Source organism: Prevotella sp. DNF00663 (assembly GCF_001553265.1).
Taxonomy (GTDB): domain Bacteria; phylum Bacteroidota; class Bacteroidia; order Bacteroidales; family Bacteroidaceae; genus Prevotella.
Genome location: NZ_KQ960590.1, coordinates 16179 through 40321 on the forward strand (window position 1 = coordinate 16179; position 24143 = coordinate 40321).

The following is a 24143-nucleotide window of genomic DNA, read 5'->3' on the forward strand; positions in this document are numbered from 1 at the left end:
TACAGAGCCGGATTTTCGTTCTACTAATGATATGAAACAACTACTAATCTGCCATTGGAAAGCCCTGCTTTCTATTTTATTTGCCATTACAGTCTTTGTGTTTTGGTTCATTCCCGGCGTCAGTATCCTCAGTTACCAAGAACAATATCAACTCTTCCTATTCTCTTCCGAATACTTTTGGGAGCGTATCTGCGTTCCCGGAGGATTGGCCGACTACATCAGCGAGTTCTTGGTACAGTTCTATTACATCCCCATTCTCGGTGCCATCATCCTAGCCTTGTGTTACACAAGCATCCAAAGACTTACGTGGAAGCTGTGCCGTCGCCTTAGTAGTACAAACACTTGGTATATCCTCAGCTTCATTCCAGCTTTCGCACTATGGTTTTTTATGAGCGATGAAAGCGTACTTTTGAGCTTCACGATAGCTCTCATTGCTGCCTTATGTACTCTAATTGGCTACCATGCAATAAGCCGAAACGAAGCTTTTCCCACAAGAAGATGGCATAAAATCATCTTCCTGCTTATTCTTATTCCACTATTCTATTGGCTATTCGGAGCCTGCGTATGGGTCGTAGCAGCCTATGTAGCCGGCTATGAACTTATTAAACGCAGCTCGCCTACAAACTTTTTGGTAGGCATCTTAACCTTAATCTATACCGGAATCATCATTTACCTCCTCTCTTATAGTCTGCAATATCCCTTGTATCGACTCATGGGAGGTATCAACTATTACCGTTACCCAGCCTTGATCCCACGACTTCAGTGGGTAGTTATGGCTCTCATAGTGTGCATTCCACTGCTCATCTCACGTTTACACGAGCCGAAGAAAAGCCGCCTATGGCTATTTTCTTCTACGAGTATCATTGTCGCTGTTGGCTATTCATCACTTGCTTACGGCTATACTCGTCCACAATACGAACTCATAGACTATGATTATCTGGTACGTAATGAGCAATGGGACGCCATCATCGACAAAGCTACAAAGAAGCAACCATCATCTCCTATGTCGGTAGCTTGCGTCAACTTGGCTCTCAGCCAACGCAATGAACTATCCGATAGAATCTTTGATTTCTATCAAAACGGTGCCGAAGGACTCTTCCCCTCATTCAGTCGAGACATGACTTCGCCAGTCTCTACGGCCGAAATCTACTTTCGTCTCTGTATGGTTAACGAGGCTTTGCGCTACATGTTCGAGGCCCAAGAGGCCATACCCAACTTCCGTAAGAGTGGCAGACTGACCCAACGCATCATCCAATGCGAAATAGCCAATGGTCAATATGCCGTTGCCACGAAGTATCTGAGACGTCTACAACAGTCGCTCTTCTACCGCAAATGGGCTACATGGACGCTAGAAGTCATCGGCAACAAAGACAGATTGAAAATTGACCCGCTCTATTTGCGCTTGAGTTCCGATCGCCAACAGAAGACCGACTTCCTCTTTAGCGACCGCGAAATGGATCAGATGCTCGGCCTGCTTTTCGTGGGTAACTACCAAAACAAAATGGCTTACGAGTATCTGATGGCCTACGAACTGCTGCAAGGCGACGTACAACGATTCATGAAATACTATCCGTTGGGTAAATACGTGAACTACACCCATATCCCGAAAGCTTTCCAAGAAGTACTCGTGGGCGTGTGGCTGCAACAACATGGTAGCCTTCGAGACATTCCCTATAGTCTTGATAAGATGACGGTAGAGAACACGCTCAACTTCATCGGTACCTATATGCGCAACCAAGAGGCATCGGAACTCTCGCAGCCACCACTCTCTACCAATGCTTGGCACTACCTTCTTATTGGAAGCCGAAAGCAAGAGAAGCAAGGCAAACAGAAGATGCAACTCATCTATTGATTTCCATTAAAACATTAACGACATGAAACGTACCATCTCATACCTATTATATATACTCACCATCATGCTGATGACGAGTTGCACCGACACCCCGAAAAATGCCCAAAAGGTAGATAAACTACCGACCATCTTCCCCGATTACGTAGGCGTAACCATCCCTGTAGACATTGCACCCATGAACTTCGACTACACTGGAGGGACTTACGATGCTCTCAACATCGTTGTCAAAGGTTCGAAAAGCGGTGAAATAAACGAGAGCGGAAATGCCATAGACTTCGACATAGACGAATGGCACAACCTGCTCAAAGCAAACCGTGGGGGCAGCCTCAACTTCACGTTGAGCGTGAAAACCGATGGACAATGGACACAATACAAGAGTTTCAAGATGTACGTAAGCAAACATGCGCTCGACGAGTGGGGACTCACCTATCGTCGCATTGCACCGGGATTTGAGATCTATAGCAAGATGGGACTGTATCAACGCAACCTCTCCAACTTCGACGAAGAGCCTATCATCGAGAACACGACCGTTCCCGGAGCATGCCTCAACTGCCACACTTCCAATGGCACCAACCCTTCCCAATTCACCTTCCACGTTCGTGGAAGCCACGGAGCAACACTCATTTCCATCAATGGCAAGCGCGAATGGCTCAAAGCCAAAAGCGATACGCTGCATGGTTCGATGGTATATCCTTATTGGCATCCGTCGGGTCAATACTGCGCCTACAGCACCAACCAAACCCACCAAAGCTTCCATACCGTACGAAGCGAGCGTATAGAAGTGTTTGATCAAGCCTCCGATATCTTTGTCTACAAGCCTTCCACCCACGAATTATTACTCGACACGCTCGTCATGACCGACTCTCATTACGAGACATATCCCGTATTTTCGCCCAACGGACGCACGCTCTACTTCTGTTCTTCGGTAGCTCATCCCATTCCCGGAGGCTACAAACAGATACGTTATAATATATGTAAGGTAGCTTTCGACCCTGCTACAGGTAAGTTAGGGCAACGTGTCGACACGATCTTCAATGCTCGACAAATGGGCAAAAGCGCCACTCATCCGCGTCCATCTTACGATGGTCGATACATCATGTTTACCATGGCCGACTACGGGTGCTTCCCCATTTGGCACCATGAGGCCGATAATTGGCTGCTCGATTTACACACAGGCAAGGCTCAACCATTGACTGTTACCAACAGCCGCAACACCGATTCATACCACAACTGGACGCGTAATTCGCATTGGTTTGTATTTACAAGCCGGCGCGGTGACGGTCTTTACACACGTCTATACATCAGTAGTATCGACGACAAAGGCCGTGCCACCAAACCATTCTTACTTCCCCAGCGCCATCCGGCTCAATATTATGACCGCTTATTCGACTCTTACAACACGCCCGACTTCACCCTTCGTCCTGTAGAGTTCAATGCTCGCGAGGCTGCCAAAGAGATTTCCAGCGATGAAAGAGTCGTAACGAAAGCGAGATAAAGGCCTATTTTATCCGTTTCAGTTCCAACATCCAAAAGTTCATAGCTTCCTCGTTCTTAATCTTTTTGGCATGTAAGGATAAAGTTGTAGCACCTTTAGATAGGTTTATCTTGCCTACGAAACAAGGAGCAAAGCCTTTCGTATAAGACTCTTCTCTAGGAACTCGGTCTAAATCTGCACCGAGCATAGGCTGGTCATTTACTTGATTCAATGTACCTAGAGTACACAACAACACGGTATTATTTCTCATACAACTTAAAGTCTACTTCATCAATATTATAAATCTTTCCCACCCTAACTTTTAGCGGAAAGAATTAAAGTCTCTCGTGCCTTATTTGTAAATTAGTAATTGTAGTAATCTGATCATCATCAGAACTCATGAATGACATTCATGTGAACAAAAGTAGAAGAAGTATCCGACCTATCCAAGTGCTTAAGCGTTAAAAGTCGCTAAAGCTACTGTACAGACAGCTAGTCAGAAAGTATCATTTTCCACTTTGAGACCTCATCTCTCACGCTCGCAAGAAAAACCTAATGGCAAGTAGTATATAGCAATTAGTAAGCATGAAGCACAATGCTACGAACTCACTTAACAACTTATAAACTAAAAGACTTACAAACTAAAACCGAAACTCGTCTACTTGTAAACTTAAAACCTCGTTTACTTGTCTACTTGTTTACCTGTCTACTAAAACGATTGGGTCGGGGTGGGGCCATTGCAAAGCTTCTCCAGCATCGCTGCCTAGCCACTTCAGCAATGCTGCAAAGACTAGGCAGCAACGCTGAGTCGACCTTGCAGTAAGCTGATAGACAAGTAAACGAATTTACAAGTTGGCGAGTTGACAAGTTAATAAACACCATACTCCATATTGAAATGCTAGACAAAAGACACGAGGATTCTTGATTTATTTATATTTTTTTGTGTTTTTTATGTAAAATATCAACCATTCCACTCCCATCTCTTGCATAAAAAACAATTTATTATTTATACATTTGCAGCCGAAAACCAGAACTATCTGAGACGAATCCAAATAGTATTTAACCAAACATTTACAACAACAATGAAAAGAAATCTTTATTTATGCGTTGCAATGCTTTTACTTGCAACATGTTTTATGTTCTCTTCTTGCGACAAAGCCGGCTACGATCTACCCGAAAACACCAAAGAACTATTAATGGGTACATGGCAAACCGTATGGGAAGAATCTGAACTTATATCGGAAGGAGAGAAAGAACCTACCAAAGAAAGTCACGAATATACGAAGTATGTGTATACTTTTAACACAGATGGCTTCGGAAGTTCTCTCAACAAACTCAATGGTACCCCGGCAAAAATGAAGTGGAGTTTAGCCAAAGACCAACTCACTTGCGAAGCTGAGAATATTAAAGAAAAGTTTACTATAGTTGAGATTACTGAAACGAAACTTATACTACAATTGAATTTTACAGGTAAATTGAAAGGTTGGGTACGCTATACATTAAAGAAAGCAGGTAAATAATACGAACTCAACAAACTCTCATACACAAACCGGGGACAGGCTTAGCATTCGCCAGACTGCCCCCGGTTTGTGATAGATATAGCCCATCAGGCTATTAAAGAATTTATTCTGCGCTGAGTTCTATGACTCTACTACGCATGTCGCCGGCCGTAAAAGCATGGAGACCTATGTTCATTAAGAAGTCGCCCGAATAGACGTTGCCGTTCTCCGGCAACGAACTTTTGGCTCCGGGCATTAGGTTGATTTCCTCTATCCGGTACCTCTTAACCGGGTCTAAGCCTTGAAGTTTCACCGTCACCAACTTCTCTTCATAGCGTGGATGGATGTCGTAGCTGAACAACACAGCCTTGTTCTTCGCCTCATTCACATAGTTTACAGCCATATGGTTGCCCTCGTAGGGCGATACCAAACGATATTGTGCCCCATCCATAATTGCTGGTTGCAAGCGGTTCCAATTCTTCACAGCTCCTTGACAGAATGCCAACTCATCAGCACTCAGGTGTTGTAAACCTATATCAAAACCGAGTTTACACATCGAAGCCACATCGGTGCGAAACTTGACACTGGCACGTTTATTCCAGTCGGTGACGTGTGCACACATCGCTTTGACCGGATAGAACTGCGAAAATCCCCACTGTATATATAGACGTTCAACCGGATCGGTATCGTCTGAACACCAAAATTCTGAGAAATACTTCAATGCTTCGTAGTCATTACGGCCACCACCACCCGAACAAAGCATCAACGTGACGTTGGGATACTTGGCTCTTACTCGGTCACAAACCTTATATAGGCCACGCACATAGTCCACGTAAAGGTTGTTTTGATTCTTGGTGTAGTGCGAGAATATATTGGTAATAGGCGAGTTGCAGTCCCACTTAAAGAAAGTAACATCGGGATTTTCTGTCATGATACGGTCTATAACACCGAACACATGGTCTTGAACCTTCGGATTACTGAGGTCAAGTACCAATTGATGACGGTAATAATAAGGTTCACGGTTGGGCTGTGTAAAAGCCCAATCGGGGTGTTTCTCAAAGAGTTCGCTTTTGGGATTGACCATCTCCGGTTCTATCCAGATACCGAACTTAACCCCTGTTTCCTTGGCCGCTTTGACCAAAGCAGGGACACCACCGGGCAACTTGCTACGGTTAACTTCCCAATCACCCAAGCCAGCACGGTCGTCATTACGCGGATATTTATTGGCAAACCAACCGTCATCGAGTAAGAACAAGTCTACACCCAAAGTCTTAGCCTCTTTCATCAGAGCTGCCAATTTCTCTTGGTCAAAACTGAAATAGGTATTCTCCCAGTTGTTGAGCAGACTCATACGTGGCTCCTGTCCTTTATGAAGTTGATATTGACGTGCCCAATTATGCAAGTTCCGACTGCCTTGCCCCACACCGTTGGTACTCAAAGTGAAGATGAATTCGGGAGTCTTAAACGTCGTCTTGGGTTGCAACTCATATTCCGAAGCATACGGATTGATACCTGATATAACACGCAAGACACCGGAGTTGTCTATCTCAAAAGTAAAGCGGAAGTTACCTGTCCAGCCCAATGTACCGAGCAAAACCGTCCCATGGCGCTCGTTGGCAGGTTCGTCTAGCCCTACTTCGAAGAGTGGTTGCATGAACATATTAGCACGTGTGCCGAGTTTAGTATCTATTACTTTCTTACCGGGCAAAAGCTGTTGTGTAGCCTGTTGCGCCTCTTTAGCCCAGTCGCTGCTAAACTGTGTCAAATAGTATTTGTTGTTGAGATACAACATGGCCGAAGCATACTGTTGCATCTTGATGCTTCGCTTCTCTTCATGGCGTATCTCGGCCCACTGTTTGATGACATTCTCCTTGGGATAAGCCACATAGTGTAACGTCACATAGACCGGATACTTGTTATCTTTCAGATTGAAGATATACTCCGTTCCACCTTTTACACTCTTCTCTGTGGCCGACTGGAAATACAAATACGTTGTGGCATTGCCATCGGCATGCATAATACCCAAAGCCGGCTCATAATAATCCTCTGCTCCAGAACAGTGATAAGCTTCCCAACCATCCACATTTGTCGCACCAACACGCCCTGCTCCCACTCGATAAGAGATTTTAGAAGCCTCGTCGGCAAACTTCAATTTCTTACCAAGATAGGTTTGATAGAGTCGTCCATTGTCTCCTACCTGCAACACAAGGTCGGTTTCGTCTGTACTGACTCGATAAGTCTTGTTGTCGGCAGCCATAGCTGTCGACATACTCATCAAGGCTATAAAGGCCAACAAGAGTTTCTTCATATATTTATATTTGTTTTTCATTTTGCTGATAAATGGTATGCATCGTTTAAACGATAGTTAGAAAAACCATCACAAAGATAAGAAGTTTGTTGAAATAAAGCAAACTCAAATAGAGTTTAAAATCACTTTAATACTGTCTATCAACACATAATAACCAAGAGCCACTACAATACCTAAAACAGATAATAGAAGACACATAAGGCATCACTTAAATCATCGTTTTTAGGTATTGTAACCCTTGTAAAACACTGTTAATTTTGCATTGATATTTTGGAAGCATCCAAATGCATACAGATAAATAGTAATATTTAAAATCAAATTTACACACAATTAATTCAAAAGATTATGAACAAGTCCTCTATTGTAGCTGGTTTCATGGCTATTTTATCTTCGGTTGTTTTGCTCTCTTGCAGCAAAGACGATATCAAACCGGGAAATGTGGAAGAAGGACAACCACAGAATCTAACGTCGTGCATCAAAGAAGAGGTGGCCTTAATTCGCCAAATTGCAGCAGCCAATAATATTGAAGCCGATTTCAAATCAGATAATCCTACAGAATGGGAGCGCAAAAATCTGACCATCGTATGGGAAGAAACTAAAGGCACCACAGGCTCTTCTATCTATCGTGTCAAGGAGTTGCGTAGCGGAAAAAGCAAAGATGGTGGTATCAAGTCGCTGGTACTCAACGATGAAAAGAATAATTTCCAACACCTACAGCGTATCGTCCTCAACTCGGCAGCATTGAAAGAGGTGAACTTGGCACATGCTCCGGCATTGCGAACATTGCTTATTGACGGTACGAGCACAGGCGCTACAGCTTTACAAAAAATCTCTTTACACGACCTAGCTGTACTCGATTCTCTGGAGTTGCAGAACCTTTTGGCGCTCGAAACGACCAGCGAAGACAACGGATTCAACATCTACGTGAACTATAACTATCCGAAATTATCTTACCTACACATCAAGAACACGGGTATTAAAAACCTGACTGTTGACCCCGAAAATCCTCTGAAAGAACTAAAGTTGGAAGATAATAAGATGTTGACGACACTTACACTTGCCACCACAAAGCTGGAAAACCTCTCGTTTGAAGCTAAGGATTATCCTGTATTGGAAAGTTTAAACCTTAGAAAATTAGACAAAAACTCAAGCAACACTGTCAATATTGCCGGTCTAACCAAGCTTACCTATACTAACATCAACAATTGTGAGTCAGTAAAAGGTATCAACGTTGACAATTGTAATAATCTGAAAGAGTTGACCGTATGCAACTGTAACCTGAAAGGAGAGACCTGTAAACTTGGCAATTTACCTAATCTCAAAGTACTCGACTTGAATGGTAACCAAATAGAAAGCATTGACCTTTCGGCCTTGAAGAGTGTAACCAACCTAAAATTAGCACACAACAACCTAGCTTCTAGCGACCAATTCAAGTTGCCGAAAATGGTAATCGACCTTGAATTACAAGGCAACGAGAAACTTATTAAAGCAGATTTCACACCTTATAAGCAGATAGAATTGATTAATCTGAAAGGTACTAAGAAAGGAGCGGAAAACTACAATAAAGATACTCCTAATCCACTATCAGAGATCAATCTGAAAGGTCTTACCAATCTGAAACGTCTCATTGCTACCAACAACTCATTGAAATCAATCTTTGATGGTACCGAAGTATTCGAGAAACTAGAGGCATTGGAAGTAGAATTCAACGGCATAGACCCTATTGGAATGATGAATATAGCCAAAGCCATTGAGGATATTAGAGTAAGAGTTTCGGCCAATTTCCAGACCTATGAAGTGACACTCAACGGCAGAACTATTGACTATACGACCGTAGCTAGTTATCTAGACGATAAAAGAGATGAATTAGAAGTAACCGTCAAAGATCAAGATAGTAAAGAGGTATCGACCGATTGCTACGATTTGAAAGACGGTCTGCTGACTTTCAAAAAGCCCGGTACATATAAATTATACGTTGGCGGATTCAGGAGAGTGGTTGATGGTATGTATACAACATTAGATTCCAAGGTCTTTACAGTCAAATAATTGAGAACTGAAATATATAATCAGCGGAAATCAACATCAATAAAAAGAAACGGGAGAAAGTCCCCGACTTTCTCCCATCAAATTACATTTTTTATATATAATGAACACAAAAACAAGATTACTGACTACACTCTTCCTCTGTGTATCCATATTCTGCCAAGCCAAAAAGGCGTTGCTAGTCATCGCACATGGCTCACCTAATCCTACATGGAACAAGCCGGCGATTGACTTAGAAAGCAGAGTAAGCGACACACTCAAGGCTCGTGGCATCAAAGACTTCGCTATTGTGCGCACGGCTTTGATGGAGTATACACACCCAAACATAAGTGAAGTGGTGAAAGACTTGGAACGTGAGCAAGTGGATACCATCTTCGCCATGCCCATATTCATCTGTCCTTCATCGCATACAGAAGAGGATATACCCAATCTTCTCGGCCATAAATACAACTCATATATAAGAGAAGGATTGGTAGAAGAGCATGCAGAGTTTGTCAAGACCCGCATCCCTATCACCATGGGGCCGACCTTTATGTTCAGCGATGTGTGCGAAAAGATTACACTTCACAACGTACAACAACTCTCAAAGAATCCTAAAGACGAGGCACTCATCATCCTTGCACACGGCGACGAAGCCTATATGCCCTTTTGGAAAGAACTGATAGAAAGTATAGATAGTAAGGTACGACGCGGTATGGGCTTCGATTACAGCAACCATGCATTCGTAGAAATGGGACAAGAGTTTGTAAAAGACGCACTGCCTATCATCAAAGAAGCTGCCAAACACAAGAAACGCATCATCTTACAAGGCGTGTATCTCACTTCAGGCATCAAAGGAATGGCACAACGTTTCGGCTTAATTAAGGCTGTAGATGAAGCATTAGCCGGTCAAAATGTAGAAGTGGTATATGGCGATAAAGGCTTATTACCCGATGGAGCTGGCGAAGTGAGCGGGTGGATAGTAGACTGTGCTCAGCAATGGTTGGATAGATAAACATATCAAAGATGACATTCTATCATATTCTACAATCCTTCGTGTGGGGCGGTTGTGTACTGTTTGGCAGTATGCAACCATTACCGTTGCAGGCCATTCATACCGTACAACAGAGTTCTACCGATGTATTACGCGGTAAAGTGACCGACTCACAAGGTGGCGAACTACCCGGTGTAACGGTCAAAGTAGAAGGTACTCGCCGAGTGACAGTGACCGATGCGCAAGGCAACTATACGCTCAATGTACGTCCGGGTGAAACCGTACGCTTCTCATACTTAGGCATGAAGGGTCAAAGCTTCAAGTATCGACGTCAGGCAAGAGCCAATATCTCGATGCAAGAAGACGACAACATGCTGAACGAAGTGTCGGTTAAGGCTCGCACCAACATCAATGCCATCGATGTAAGAGCACGTGCCGGCGTGGTAGACCAAGTGAATATGAAGCTTGTCACAGAGAAACCCAGCATCGATATGGGGCTGGCTTTACAAGGAGCAGTGCCGGGATTGCTCGTCATGAATACCGGAGAGCTGGGCAAAACACCCGAATTACGCATTCGTGGAAACTCTTCCTTGCGACGCGGAAACGTCTCCAACGAACCGCTCTATGTGCTTGATGGTAAGATTATCACAGCCGAAACGTTCTACAATCTGAATCCGATGGACATCAGCGAGATGAAGGTTTTGAAGGACGCGGTGGCCTGTGCTCTCTACGGAGTCAAGGCAGCCAACGGTGTCATAGAGATTACATCGAAGCGTGGAAACTCCGAAGGAACCACCATCAACTATAACTTCAATATGGGTATTACGACTCGTGGACGGCGCGGTCTAAAACTCATGGAGACATCAGAAAAACTGGAACTGGAGCGCTTGATGCGTAATCCGGCTGCTCCGGGCTATCGTTACAGTGCCGATTATTATAACAGATATGAGTCTGACAACCCCAACAAGGCACAACTAATAGCCGAAGGTGAGAAGCTATTAAACAACCTCCGACAGACCAATACCGACTGGTTCAAAGAATTACTACGCAATAGTATCTACACCAGACATACGATAAGCATGCGCGGAGGAAATGAGGAAAGTTCATACTTCGCTTCGTTCAACTACACCAAACAGGGCGGAAGAATCAAAGGAAATGACAAAGAGCACATCGGAGTGAGCCTAAACTTGGATAAAACCTTGGGCAAGATAGGTTACGCCATGATTAGTATGAACGGCTCATATGCCAAAGTAAATACTCCGGTGGGAACTTCCAACGACCCCACACAGTTGGTTTACGACCTCAACCCATACGAGTCACCTGCCAGTGGGAAACTATATTCCTATCCCGGACGTACATTCTCCGACCTATTCAATCAATATCAAGAGAAGTCATCCGACAAATCTGTGGGCGTAAGTCTGAACCTCTCGCTCACACCAATCAAGGGATTGGACATCGAATACGTCGGTGGTATCGACTATTTATTGGATGAAAGCAATAAGTTTACGCCGGGTTCGTCGTATTCGGAACGCAATAGTGGCGTGGCGGAATATCAACGTGGTATTCTGCAACGTGCCAAAAACACCACCACCAACATTTCTTCCAATCTACGTGTAACATACGAAAAGACTTTCAACGAGAAGCATAGCGTGACCGTCGGAGCCAACTTTGACTACTATCGGTCTATTTATGACAATATCGGAACGATAGGCTACGGTGTCGGTGACATCAATTCCACATCGGCCATCAACCATTCCATCACAGGAGTACGTCGCGAACGCACATCGGGAAAGAAAGACCGCAATGCCCAAATAGGCGCCGGCTTGTTGGCAAGTTACACCTATAGCGACCTCTACGACGCATACGCATCATACAAAAGAGACGGTTCGTCCATCCTTCCAACCGATAAACGCTGGAATAATGCATGGGCTGTAGGCTTGGGGTGGACTCCTTCAAACTACAATTTCCTCAAAGGCAACAAGCTATTGACACGCCTGAACCTTCGCACATCGTATGGTGTGATAGCCAATCTGAACGGAGTTTCAGCCTCATCTACAGTCGCCACATTCTCATATTTGGAATCTAGCTACGAGAATCAGCGCCAACTATCGCTCATCAGCCTGTTTAATGAGAACCTGAAACCCGAAGTTACCAAGTCGTTCGACGTGATGTTGACGACTGAACTCATGAAACGCTTGACGCTGAATATCAACTTATACAAGCGCAGAACGGAACAAGCGCTGCTCGATGTGCCCATCCCAACCTCCACAGGATTCAATACTTTGAAGCGCAACATCGGCATTTTAGACAACAACGGTATTGAGGCTTCGGCCAATTGGAGAGTATTGCAGCTCCCCGACTGGTCGCTATCGCTCTTCGGAAGCTTGGCTTACAATAATAATAAGGTGATAGATCTCTACTATGCACACGAGATTTACACCTCAGACGACGCCATTGTGCCCGACTACGAAGTAGGAAAATCCTACGATATGATATATGGTCCGCGCTCATTAGGCATCAATCCACTGACCGGTTATCCTGTTTTCTCAACCCCAAATGGCGAGAAACAGGCCAGCGAACCATTGACCCGCGAAGATGTAGTGGCCTTGGGACACTCCACACCGCCCTACTCCGGCAGCTTCGGAATGAACCTTGGATACAAGTCTTTTGAATTAGATATGAACTTCTACTATAATTTTGGTGGTAAGAAACAGTTCAACTACACCTATGTACGCAACTACGACCACGTGAAAAAGAATGCTGCTTCGGGGCAGATAGACAACATGTGGTTCAAGAGTGGCGATGAGAATAAGATTTATCCGACACCATTCTGGACCTCGGCTGTGGCCGAAGACAACCTCAGCCGTTTTGCCAATTCACGTACACTCGGCAACAGCAACTTCATCAGACTGTCGATGTTATCGCTCCGTTATCGCATTCCGGGCAACCTACTCAAGCGCAATCTGCCTTTCATAAGGTTTGCCTCAGTGGCACTGCAGGCTTCCAACCTGTTTAATTGGACCTCTTATAGCGAGTCAGACCCCGAAAGTGGAACCCTAGCCGGTACACTTCAACCGGTCTATACACTAAATGTAAATCTTACATTTTGATACTTTTCAATTTCATGAAAATGACTTTCAAATACCTATCACATCTCCTAATGGCAGTCCTATGTGGCACTTTGCTCACTGCTTGCACCATCAATATACCGCCGGCCGATGAATATAGCGACCCGGATGCTATCTCTGGACTGAAGCAAGCACGCTCTTTGCTTGCTTCAACTTACGCCCTCTACCCCCATTGCGAGTTCGATTTGTCGGTCATGGGAGAAGACTTTATGCCCACAAACTATACCAATAAGGATATTAGCAAGCAGAACCTATACTCGTGGAAGGACAGTGAGATAACCACAATGGCCGAAAATCTGTGGTTACAATTCTACAACACCATCGCTTCGTGCAACACCTTGCTCGAACGAGTAGAGAAGATTGAGGTGACAAACGATAATGACAAGTTCTCGAAAACAGCTATTATAAGCGAGGCAAAGACGCTAAAAGCACTCTGTTACTTCAAGCTTCTACAGCTATACGCCCCCGCTTACGACCGCAACCCACAAGCCGACGGTATCATTTTAACCGATAAAGTGGGACTCAAATTCCCCAAACGTTCGTCAATTGCCACTTGTACCGACAGCATCCGCGCCTTGTTAACTCAAGCAACCGGCGTTAACAACGTCCCCACGGCAAACGGTTGGTTGTCAAGGAAAGCCGCCATCTATCTGCAAGCAGAGGTGGAACTCTATGCCGAAAACTATAGTAAGGCTATCCAACTGGCCGAAGACATCATCAAAGACTGCTCTACCGACATGTTCACACAGGGCGGAATAGAAAGCCTTTGGACTACAACCAGCAACAAGAACCGCATCTTTGCATTTTACAACGACGGTAGTTACTACACCAGCATACAATTTGGAGCTGCCAATGGAGATTATTTCGCAGTGAATCCAAACATATCTTTCACTCCCGAAGACCATCGAACAAGCAGCTATGTGCTTACTTTCAACATGGATGGAACCCCGCGAACGCTGCTGGGCAAGTACAATAAGAATCTGAAAGCAGGCACCGATAATCGCTACATAGACATGATGCGTCCGGCAGGAGCCTATTTTATTGCTGCCGAGAGCTATGCTCAATTGGGGCAAAATGCCAAAGCTATCTCCACCATCAATGCTTATCTCAATGCCGTCAAAGCTACTCCACTCACAGAAACGCTCACCGGTGAAACACTCATTGACGCAATCCTGCAAGAGAAACAGAAAGAGTTTGTAGGCGAAGGACAAGGAATTCTCGACTTGAAACGCCTCCACAAACGCTCCATTCACCGGGGTAGCGTCTTCAACAAGGGCATTATCTCTACCATCAAAGCCGACGATTACCGTTGGACATTCCCCATTCCGCGTTCTGAATATCGCTATAACGAGAATGTGACACAGAACGAGGGATGGCCACTGAATCGATAATTAAAAACGAATTTAAAATCAATAATATGAAACAGATTATTTCTTTGACGTTATCACTTCTTGCTTTCGTGCTCGCAACCGTATCATGTAGCAGCAACGAAAACAATGGATATCAAGGCAAAAACTACGTACAACTATCGACAACTGTAGACCCTTCGATGACAGAAAACAGCACCGAAGGCATCACGGTAAACTTGATGGCTACCTCGACCGTCGAAAACGATGTCACCATCAAACTGCAGATGGTCAACAACGACGACGGCGTGTTGAAGTTAAGCAGCGATGTCGTGACGATGAAAGCAGGCTCTAAGACGGCTCAGGTCACCATCTCGTCGAACCAGAAGAATCTCCTCAACGAGCAGCGCACAGTCGTACTGAAGGCCGCGGAGTTCTCCGATGCCAACATGGTGGCGCAGGGCGACCTCTCCATAACGGTACGCCCGAATCCCGCACTCCCCGTATTGACCACCGAACAGATAAAACTTATCGACGGCTATCGTGCCAAGTACGGTATTAATCTGAACAATATCCTTGGCACGGTCAACTGCAAAGTAGAGGCAAAATCGCCCACCGACGAGGTTGGCGTGTACACCGATGCCGAGACAAAGACCTTCGAGGGCGTCACCGTCATCACCTTGAGCGAGGCCTCTACAGCCGATACACCGGTGCTTAAGATGACCGACAACCCCCTCGGACTCACCGCCTTCCTCGGCAACTGGCTCCATAAGGAGACCGATGAGAACGAGTTTTGGCAAGATGTATCGACCGCTTATCCCCACATGTTCAAGGCTATCGGCTTTGATAAAGCCAAAGAAACCTTCACCGCCACACTCGATGGCATCGCCATTAACCTAAAGGATAAGACCATCAGCTTTACAAGTAAGATCAAGGATAAGTACGACGAAGACATCACCACCGTTCCTTTCAGTTTCACATACACGGCTTGGGACCGCTGGAAAAAGATGAGCGACGAGGGCAAGAGCATTCAGACACCCAATGGAACCGACGAATCCGGCAACGTAAACGCATGGACTACACAGACCGTTAAAGAACTCATTGGCAACGGAATCACGCTCATGCCCGGTTATTTCTTGTTCAAGAGTACCATTGATAAAGACGACTGGGGAGAAACGCCCAGCAACTGGGTGGCTCCGAAAGGTACCATCGACTTCGGCAACGGAAACATGATCTACCGGTTTGCATTAGACCATGAGACAGCCTCCGGATACACACAATTCACCGTAACATATACTTTTAATCACTAATCCAAGTGTTGAATGAGATTAAAACTTCGATACTTGGCAGTTTGGGCATTGGTGGGAACTAGTATTCCTATCAATGCCTTTGCTGTTGATAAGCCCATCAATTTCCCTAAAACATGTATAGAGGGTAGACTAGACAATGGTCTACGCTATATCGTCATGCCCAATCAAGCTCCTCAAAACTGCGTAGAACTGCGCTTGGTATTGCGAGTTGGCTCCATGCAGCAGTCGGCTATGCAGGGCGGAACGGCTCATTTTTTGGAACACATGGCCTTTGCCGGAAGCAAGCAATACCCCGGATTAAGCATGATAGACAGCCTTGAGACGTTGGGAATGCAATACGGTCGCGACATCAACGCCATGACCGGGTTCGATAAAACCTACTACATGCTCACCGTTCCTGTAAAGGATAGGCAATCTTCTACGCTTTCTCGTACCTTGGGGATGCTTAAAGAGTGGCTCTGCAACCTCACTTTTACCGATGAATACATACAAAAAGAACGTGGCATCATACTCGAAGAGCTACGCCAATACGACATTTACGACCCCTTCTACGACCTGAAAATGGGCAACACCGTGTATCGCCGGAAGCTCCCACTAGGCAGTATAGACGACATACAAAAAGTTACCAAGGCCGATTTGCTTGACTTTTACCATCGTTGGTATACTCCCCAACTAGCTGCCATCGTCGCTGTAGGCAATCTAGATGCCCTCAAAACCGTGCAAACCATCCAACAATTATTTGGCGGAATACAACCCAGAAAGTTGCGAGGGTATCAAGTCTATCCTTTCAAACACGATAAAGGCATCTCCATATCCACGATGCTTGACACGCTCAAGAAAGGCGAGCAACTGGAAGTAATGGTGCCTCACGCCACCGTCATCAGCAAAACCATCACCTCTACTACACAGAAGCTACGAGGTCGCATGCTCATATCTGCTCTGAACAAACGCGCTTCATGGATGCAAGGCAGCGTAGATTTTTCCGACGCATGGTATCTGGCCGATAAAAACTTCTTCACCTTGTCGCTACAAGGTAGCAACAAACGCGAGTTATTACAGCGTTTAGAGCGAGTCGTAGCCTGCCTCCGACACACCTGTCAACAGGGTTTTTCGGAAGAAGAGATGGCACTGCTCATCTCCGAATCTACCAAGCATTTGGCATCAATCGATAGCGAACAGAGTTCGGAAGCATGGTGCGAGGACTTCACCGACTACTTGATAGCCGGCGACCGCAAACTCTCTACACCGGAGGATGTGGAACTTGTGCGCGAGCAACTGGCCAAGACCACCGCGCAACAATTACAGACCATCTTAACAGAATGGTTAAAGGCAGCCGACCAAACCAAACTCGTAAGCTATGTACAACGTAGCGGCCATTCGCTCACCAAGCAAGAGATAGCTGGCATTTGGCACCGTGCGAAAAACCAAAAGGTCGAACCCTACGTCTACACACCGCACGTCGAATCGGTCGAAGAAATCAAGCCTACCCCGGAATGTCTTGCCAAGAAGTACGTATTTGCCCCATTGGCTATCGCCAAAGAAACTCACTATCCACAAACCAACACTTATGATATCGTGTTGAAAAACGGATTACGACTCGTACTAAGGCCTACTCGCGATGAGAGTGGCATTTTCACGATAGAAGGATTCGGGCGTGGAGGCACGGCCGACTTGCCCGATAGCACTTATCACCAATATGCCGGAACGGCTGGATACATCGATATGGGCGGTTTAGCCAAGGTACCTTATGAGCAGTTATCTGACTATATGGCACAGAGCGGACTATCATTGGGCGTGAATATCGCTTCTTATTGGCACGGTTTTATAGGCAATGCCCCGGCAACAAAAGCCCAAGAGATGTTGAATCTTATCGCAGAGAAGACTCATCACCCGGAAGTTAATGAAACTGAATTCAACGAGACCAAGGCCGAGGAAGTGGCTTCGTTCGGAACCACAACACCCTTACAGATGCTACTGAAACAGGATGCCAACCGCATGCTTACCAATCTTAGAGACTCAATAATGGGCGATGCTCCGTCCATGATACGCCCACGCCAGACTTGCCAAGACTTGGAACGCCAAGACATTCACCACATGACGGCTTACTTCAAATCGCTTTATGCCGATCCGGCACAGCTCACAATAGTCATCGCAGGCGATTTCGATGCCGACAGTATGAAGCAAGTGACCGCAGCCACATTGGGCAGTCTGCAATCTCATAATATCCCCACAATTTATCGCGAAGTGAGAAACGTCTTACCAAACCAACGGGCTACTCACGTCATAGATAGCCATGGTGACGAGCAAACCACGCTCCATATTCTGCTAAGTGGCAACTATGAACCATCATTACGCACCACACTTACGCTCAAACTGATGCGCGAACTCCTGCAAAAGCAGCTTATCGACATCGTACGTCGCCGAGAAAACCTCACCTACTCGCCTTTCACCGACTTAGCTTATCACGGTATAGACGGCCATTCTTACTACTTCGACCTCATCTTGACACTCGATGAAGCCAACGTAGGTAAGGCAGAGAAACTCATACAGGGCATCTTGACCGACCTACAGACACACAAAGTAAAGGCTGAGACACTGGAGAATATCAAGCGTTCGTTCCGCATGACCAAGGCTAAAACGCTGACCGATGATGCCACCGGAGCATGGCGTGGAGAGATTGTTGGCCGACTCAAGAACGGCGAATCGCTAGCCGACTTCGAAAACTACGACGAATTACTGTCGTCTATCACACCCGACGACGTGCTCCAAGCATTCAAACGATACATCCATCAAAAGACAATAACAATTCTAAAACTCAAAGGAAAATCATGAAAAAGAAATATTTACTGCTCTTACTATTGGTAATGCCCCTGTTGACAATGGCCAAATCCGACTTGAAAGCATTCACACTGGTCGACAACGCAGGCCACGAAGTCCCATTCCAAGAGATGATAAAGCAAGCTTCCAAGAGCGATGTCGTCTTCGTAGGCGAAATGCACAACTGCCCTATCACCCACTGGCTGGAACTCAAAATAGCCGAAGCACTCTATGCCAAGCACAAAGACAACTTGATGTTGGGGGCAGAGATGTACGAGGCAGACAACCAACTCATCATGGACGAATACCTGAATGGCAACATCAAATACGAGCAGTTCACCGATGAAATGCGTCTATGGCCAAACTATGAGACCGACTACGAGCCGGTATTCTCGTTCGCCGAAGAAAACCATCTACGATTTATTGCCACCAACGTACCGCGCCGTTATGCCAACGTGGTGAAGTATCATGGCCTTGATTACCTCGATAGCCTGAGTGCAGATGCCAAGAAATATCTCCCTCCGTTGCCTATCCCCTTTACGATGGAAGGCAAAAGTACGGCCGCATTCTCGCTCATGGCATCTATCCATGGTAAGAAAGACGACCCCATACGCATGCACATGGCACAAGCATTAAAGGATGCCACGATGGCTTGGAACATCTCAAAGAACATCGGACGTCACCATTTCCTACATTTCAATGGTAGCTATCACACAGCTGGAAAGACGGGTATTATAGACTATCTCAACCGTTATCGTCCCGAAACAACTATCACCACCATCATGGCAGTGAAACAAGAGGAGATTGATAAACTCGATAGTGCGTATCAAAATCAGGCCGATTACTACATCATCGTGCCACAAGACATGAGCACTTCGTACTAAATCATATTGCTGCAGGGCTTTGGCAGCAATGCTGCAAAAGCCCTGCAGCAATACTGCCGAACCTAGACAGCAAAGTTGCCTCGCCCCTGCACCAACCTATTGAAAGCTTTTTAAAGAGGTAAAACAAAAAAAAGAGAGACTCAAGGTTGAGTCTCTCCTTCTATATATTGTTCCATAAACATGTGCTCACCATCAAACACTGCGTAGGTAAACTGCCATATCCAATCACCCAAAATCATCATCCGAGCCTTCTTGCTAAGCATCAAGTCGAGTTCTATATGGCGATGGCCGTAAAGGAAATAGTCTATGTCGGCGTGCGTCTTCATGTACTCTTTGGTGAAAAGAACGAGATATTCCTTGTGCTCACCCATATAAGGAGCCTCCTTACCATCGGCTCTTTTCAACCTACTATGCTTGGCCCAATTAAGCCCAAGAGCCATTCCCCAACGCGGATGGATGGCACATAGCAGGCGTTGACAGGTGTGGTTGTGGAATACTTTACGCAAGAATTTGAACTTATTATCGGGATCTCCGAGTCCATCTCCATGTGCCAAGAAGAACACTTTGCCGTATATCTCGGTGGTTAAAGGCTTGGTATGCACAATGAGACCACACTCTTCTGCCAAATAACCATACGTCCAAATGTCGTGATTACCGGTAAAGAAGTGTACTTCCACGCCATTATCAGTCAGCTCGCTCAGCTTCCCAAGGAAACGCGTATAGCCTTTTGGAACCACATAACGGTATTCGTTCCAGAAGTCAAACATGTCTCCGAGCAGGTAGATAGCCGATGCCTTGTCCTTAATACTGTCAAGGAAACGCACCAGCCGACGCTCTTGCGTACGACCATGCTCTATGGCTAGCGATCCCAAATGGGCGTCTGAAAGGAAGTATACATTCTTCATGGGCATGCAAAATTTAGTCGAAACCGAGTTCCACGCGAGCTTCTTCGCTCATCATACTTTGGTCCCAAGCAGGTTCAAACACCAGATTCACACTGCTGGATACCACTCCTTCGACGCTATCTATCTTTGTTCTAACGTCTTCAAGAATGAAATCGGCAGCCGGACATGAGGGTGATGTGAAGGTCATATCAACCTCCACATTACCATCTTCTTGCACATCTACTTTGTAAATCATGCCTAAATCCCAGATATTCACAGGTATTTCAGGATCGTAGACGGTCTTCAACACGTCCACGATACGCTCTTCTATTGCTATTTTTTGTTCTTGTGTCATTGCTAAGTCTATTAATACACCTTCTTAACCACGTTCTTTTTACAAAGATAACGTTTTCGATGAATCCCACAAAGGATTCGTCTTATTTCTTCAACATCAACTCTACGGCACGTTTCAGTTGTTCATCGTTTCCCTGTAGATAGTCTTCAGGAGTGTTATATACCTTTATATCGGGCTGCAAAGTGTTGTTTTCGCCATACACACCATGCATATCCCGACAGCCAACTTGCGGGATTCCGAACACCATTTGGTTGTCCATGAGTCGCTCCCACCACACAGCTGTCATCGTACCTGCTACAGGTCTGCCGATAATCTTGCCTATTCCGAGAGTCTTATAGACGAATGGGAAACCATGACCATTGCTGTAATCGTCTTCACAAACCATAACACAAGATGGTTTTACCCACTTGTTCCAAGGGTCGTATCCAATGAATTGGCCACGCGGAACGAAGCTTTGATACTGCTTACCCGACAGTAATGTGCACAAATCGTCGTGTAACCAACCACCTCCATTGTGTCTTTCGTCGACGATGACGGCCTCTTTCTGTCGATTCTTATCGCTCAACAACTCACTGAATACAGTGCGATAACTCTCGCTATTCATCGCTTTCACATGCACATAAGCCAATCGTCCGCCCGAAAGACTGTCTACAATAGCACGGTTACGATCCACCCAACGCTTGTAAAGGAGCTCATCTTGCTGCGATTTAGAGATGGGACGAACGGTCACATCAAACGATTTGCCACCATTGTTGACCGTTACTCGTACCGGTTTTCCGGCCTTTCCATCGAGCAACATATCGTAGGCTTTACCTGCTTCTATCCTCTGTCCATCGATAGCTTCGATGATACTACCACGCTGAACCTTTGTATTCTTCACGGCAAATGGGCCACGTTTGATGACTTCATCGACTTTCAGACCATCTCCAGTGTACGTTTGGTCGAAGAAAAGCCCCAATACAGCCGTCTTCAACTTGGCTCCATCGGGATAGAAACGAGCGCCGGTATGCGAAGCATTCAGCTCGCCCAGCATCTCGCTAAGCATGTCTCGGAAGTCGTAACGGTTGTTGATATAAGGTAAGAAACGCTCGTAGGTGGCGCGATAACCAACCCAATCTACTCCATGCAGATTAGTATCGTAGAATTTATCCTTCACTTGTTGCCATACATGGTCAAACAAATACTGTCTCTCTTTATAGGGTTGATAGTTGAATCGAGCCTCAAAACCGATAGCAGAAGAACTCTTCTTTGCCACATCAAACTTCTTAATGGTAGAGTTGCACAGGTAGATATTCTTGAAATCTTTATCAGCTTGCATACCGCCACGGCCTATATTCTTCTCTACTATCTCTGTTTTACCATCACGGATCATATGACGCCACAGGTCGTAACCACCTTCAAAAGCGGCTTGATAGTACAACGTATCGCCACCGGGACTAAGAATTGCGTCACCCATGTGGGAAGAATTGACCGTCAATCTAACCACTCTGTCGCGACAATTATCAAGATCAAACTTCAAAGGTTCCACCTTCTTAGACTTCTTCTCGTCTTTCTTGGCATCGTCTTTTTTATCTTTCTTCTTCGCTTCATCAAAGAGTCCTTTCTCTTCTTTGGTCATCTTGAACTGCTCGTAAGCATCCAAATCGAAGAACATCAAGTAGGCATCCGACTCCGAACCCCAACTTCCATGGCTACGGAAACCGGCTCTATCACTCTGGAAGAGCATGGCTTTACCACCCAATACCCACTTGGCATCACCGTCGTTGTAACCGCTTTCGGTAATATCATGGATTTCTCCGGAACCTGAAGCTGCCACCAGTGCGATGTCACTGTTGTTCCATCCGCCGGTACCAATGTAACTACTGAGCAACCATTTACTATCCGGACTCCACTCAAACCACTGGTCGCCGTCACTATAAGAGTACATATACTTACCGTCCATGAGCGTACGCAGGGCGTGACTCTTCACATCTACCGCCCTCAATGTGGTGCGATTCTCCAGATAGGCCACCGATTTACCATCGGGACTATAGCGAGGTTGGAACGAAGTTTGGTCGCTCTTAACCAACTGTTCTTCCTCTATCTCGGTGGCATAAGTGAAGAGTTTCTCTTCCTTTCTCTTAATGGTAGACTGGTAAATCTGCCACAATCCACCACGCTCAGAGGCGTAAACAATGCTTCGACCGTCCGGTGCGAAGTCAATACTACGTTCCTGTTCAGGTGTATTGGTGATTTGTTTAGTCGTCTTATATTCCACAGAAGTGACGTACACATCGCCATGTAGCACGAAAGCAATTTCCTTTCCACCGGGCGAGACTGCTATTTCCGTCGCACCACGTGTCAAGGTCTGCCGGTCAAGGTCGATGTCGTTACGGTCGGACACCACTGTTACAGCCACCTTTTTAGGCTGTTGTCCCTCACGAAGGGTGTAAATCTCACCGTCGTAACCATAGCACAACATGCCATCGTTGCTACGCGATAAGAATCTCACGGGGTTACCCCTATAACTTGTCAGTTGCTGTTTTCCACTGCCATCTAAATTCCGTCGGTACACATTAAAAGTTCCGCTCTCCTCACTTAAATAATAATAGGTGTCGCCACTACCCCATACAGGATTGCGGTCTTCACCATTAAAAGAGGTCAATTTGCTGTATTTACCCTCTCGCTTTACCCATATATCGCGCGTAATAGGCGATGTATGATGCTTTCTCCAAAGATCTTCATAGCCTTTTTGGTCATGATAAAGAACGTCGCCACGGCTATTGATGCTCACATCGCACATCGTTAGCTCGGAGAAGAGCGTCGGTCTAGCCATGCCTTCGGTACTCACCTGATATACTTGAGGGAATGAACCGCTTGCAAAGATAATAGATTTAGAGGTCGGCATCAAGCTTGTTGAGTACAATACATGCATACCATCGCTGAACGCCATCGGTATTTCGTCGCCGCTATTATAGGTCAATCGCGTCGGCACACCGCCGTCTTTACCCACTACATATACGTCGAGACTGCCCTCACGACTTGATGCAAAGGCTATTTTTTGGCCGTCCGGACTCCATACAGGGTATGAGTCGTAAGCCGAATTGGTTGTTATCTGACGTGCACTTCCGCCCGTCGTGGGCACTGTAAAGATGTCGCCTTTATACGAGAATGCAATGGTTTGTCCATCAGGAGAGATACGACTATAACGCATCCACAATGGGTTGGTTTGAGCCGAAGCCCATAGCGATGAGGCCAAAGCCACAGCCAAGAATAGTTGTCTTTTCATAT

At 45.7% G+C, this 24143-nt stretch carries 15 protein-coding genes; 10 read left to right on the forward strand and 5 right to left on the reverse strand.

All coding sequences use genetic code 11. The features are described 5' to 3' along the window. Nucleotides 1–31: 31 nt before the first annotated feature. Together HMPREF3034_RS00930 and HMPREF3034_RS00935 are read left to right on the forward strand one after the other, a co-directional pair. Nucleotides 32–1852 (forward strand): DUF6057 family protein, encoded by a 1821-nt coding sequence (locus HMPREF3034_RS00930; protein WP_062432461.1) that lies wholly within the window; start codon nucleotides 32–34, stop codon nucleotides 1850–1852. A gap of 22 nt (nucleotides 1853–1874) precedes the next feature. Then, nucleotides 1875–3347, forward strand: coding sequence for a TolB family protein (locus HMPREF3034_RS00935; protein ID WP_062432464.1), 1473 nt, complete (start codon nucleotides 1875–1877; stop codon nucleotides 3345–3347). Between the two features lie 4 nt (nucleotides 3348–3351). Here the strand turns inward: HMPREF3034_RS00935 and HMPREF3034_RS00940 are convergent, their stop codons facing one another. Further along, nucleotides 3352–3597 (reverse strand): hypothetical protein, encoded by a 246-nt coding sequence (locus HMPREF3034_RS00940; protein ID WP_062432467.1) that lies wholly within the window; start codon nucleotides 3595–3597, stop codon nucleotides 3352–3354. Nucleotides 3598–4462: 865 nt separating this feature from the next. On the opposite strand from HMPREF3034_RS00940, the gene HMPREF3034_RS00945 reads away from it, so the two are divergent. After that, nucleotides 4463–4846: a lipocalin family protein gene (locus HMPREF3034_RS00945; RefSeq protein ID WP_062432469.1), complete on the forward strand. Its 384-nt coding sequence runs from the start codon at nucleotides 4463–4465 to the stop codon at nucleotides 4844–4846. Between the two features lie 103 nt (nucleotides 4847–4949). Here HMPREF3034_RS00945 and HMPREF3034_RS00950 read toward each other — a convergent pair whose 3' ends face one another. Continuing rightward, the gene (locus HMPREF3034_RS00950) at nucleotides 4950–7133 is read right to left on the reverse strand and encodes an alpha-galactosidase (protein ID WP_062432537.1); all 2184 of its coding nucleotides are present in this window, start codon (nucleotides 7131–7133) and stop codon (nucleotides 4950–4952) included. 345 nt (nucleotides 7134–7478) lie between these two features. Here HMPREF3034_RS00950 and HMPREF3034_RS00955 point away from each other — a divergent pair, with 345 nt between their 5' ends. From HMPREF3034_RS00955 to HMPREF3034_RS00985, 7 genes are all read left to right on the forward strand, one after another. Then, on the forward strand, nucleotides 7479–9179 hold the full coding sequence (locus HMPREF3034_RS00955; RefSeq protein WP_062432472.1) for a leucine-rich repeat domain-containing protein: 1701 nt from the start codon (nucleotides 7479–7481) through the stop codon (nucleotides 9177–9179). A 100-nt stretch (nucleotides 9180–9279) separates the two neighbouring features. Next, nucleotides 9280–10170, forward strand: coding sequence for a sirohydrochlorin chelatase (locus tag HMPREF3034_RS00960; RefSeq protein WP_062432475.1), 891 nt, complete (start codon nucleotides 9280–9282; stop codon nucleotides 10168–10170). A 71-nt stretch (nucleotides 10171–10241) separates the two neighbouring features. Further along, nucleotides 10242–13259: a SusC/RagA family TonB-linked outer membrane protein gene (locus HMPREF3034_RS00965; protein WP_197421709.1), complete on the forward strand. Its 3018-nt coding sequence runs from the start codon at nucleotides 10242–10244 to the stop codon at nucleotides 13257–13259. Nucleotides 13260–13273: 14 nt separating this feature from the next. Continuing rightward, nucleotides 13274–14668 carry a RagB/SusD family nutrient uptake outer membrane protein gene (locus tag HMPREF3034_RS00970; RefSeq protein ID WP_062432480.1) on the forward strand — a complete coding sequence of 465 codons (1395 nt, stop codon included), beginning with the start codon at nucleotides 13274–13276 and terminating at the stop codon, nucleotides 14666–14668. Between the two features lie 26 nt (nucleotides 14669–14694). Beyond that, nucleotides 14695–15933: a DUF4929 family protein gene (locus HMPREF3034_RS00975; RefSeq protein WP_062432483.1), complete on the forward strand. Its 1239-nt coding sequence runs from the start codon at nucleotides 14695–14697 to the stop codon at nucleotides 15931–15933. A 12-nt stretch (nucleotides 15934–15945) separates the two neighbouring features. Continuing rightward, on the forward strand, nucleotides 15946–18765 hold the full coding sequence (locus HMPREF3034_RS00980) for a M16 family metallopeptidase (RefSeq protein ID WP_062432486.1): 2820 nt from the start codon (nucleotides 15946–15948) through the stop codon (nucleotides 18763–18765). After that, nucleotides 18762–19634 (forward strand): ChaN family lipoprotein, encoded by an 873-nt coding sequence (locus HMPREF3034_RS00985; protein WP_036896072.1) that lies wholly within the window; start codon nucleotides 18762–18764, stop codon nucleotides 19632–19634. Before HMPREF3034_RS00980 ends, HMPREF3034_RS00985 begins: the two co-directional genes overlap by 4 nt. Nucleotides 19635–19774: 140 nt before the next feature. Here HMPREF3034_RS00985 and HMPREF3034_RS00990 read toward each other — a convergent pair whose 3' ends face one another. The 3 genes from HMPREF3034_RS00990 to HMPREF3034_RS01000 all read right to left on the reverse strand — a co-directional run bounded on the left by HMPREF3034_RS00990 (nucleotide 19775) and on the right by HMPREF3034_RS01000 (nucleotide 24141). Beyond that, nucleotides 19775–20539, reverse strand: a complete 765-nt coding sequence (locus HMPREF3034_RS00990) for a UDP-2,3-diacylglucosamine diphosphatase (protein ID WP_036896185.1) — start codon at nucleotides 20537–20539, stop codon at nucleotides 19775–19777. A 13-nt stretch (nucleotides 20540–20552) separates the two neighbouring features. Then, nucleotides 20553–20873 (reverse strand): metal-sulfur cluster assembly factor, encoded by a 321-nt coding sequence (locus HMPREF3034_RS00995; protein WP_036896074.1) that lies wholly within the window; start codon nucleotides 20871–20873, stop codon nucleotides 20553–20555. An 82-nt stretch (nucleotides 20874–20955) separates the two neighbouring features. Next, complete coding sequence (locus HMPREF3034_RS01000; RefSeq protein WP_062432540.1) at nucleotides 20956–24141, reverse strand: S41 family peptidase; 3186 nt, start codon at nucleotides 24139–24141, stop codon at nucleotides 20956–20958. Nucleotides 24142–24143: the final 2 nt, after the last annotated feature.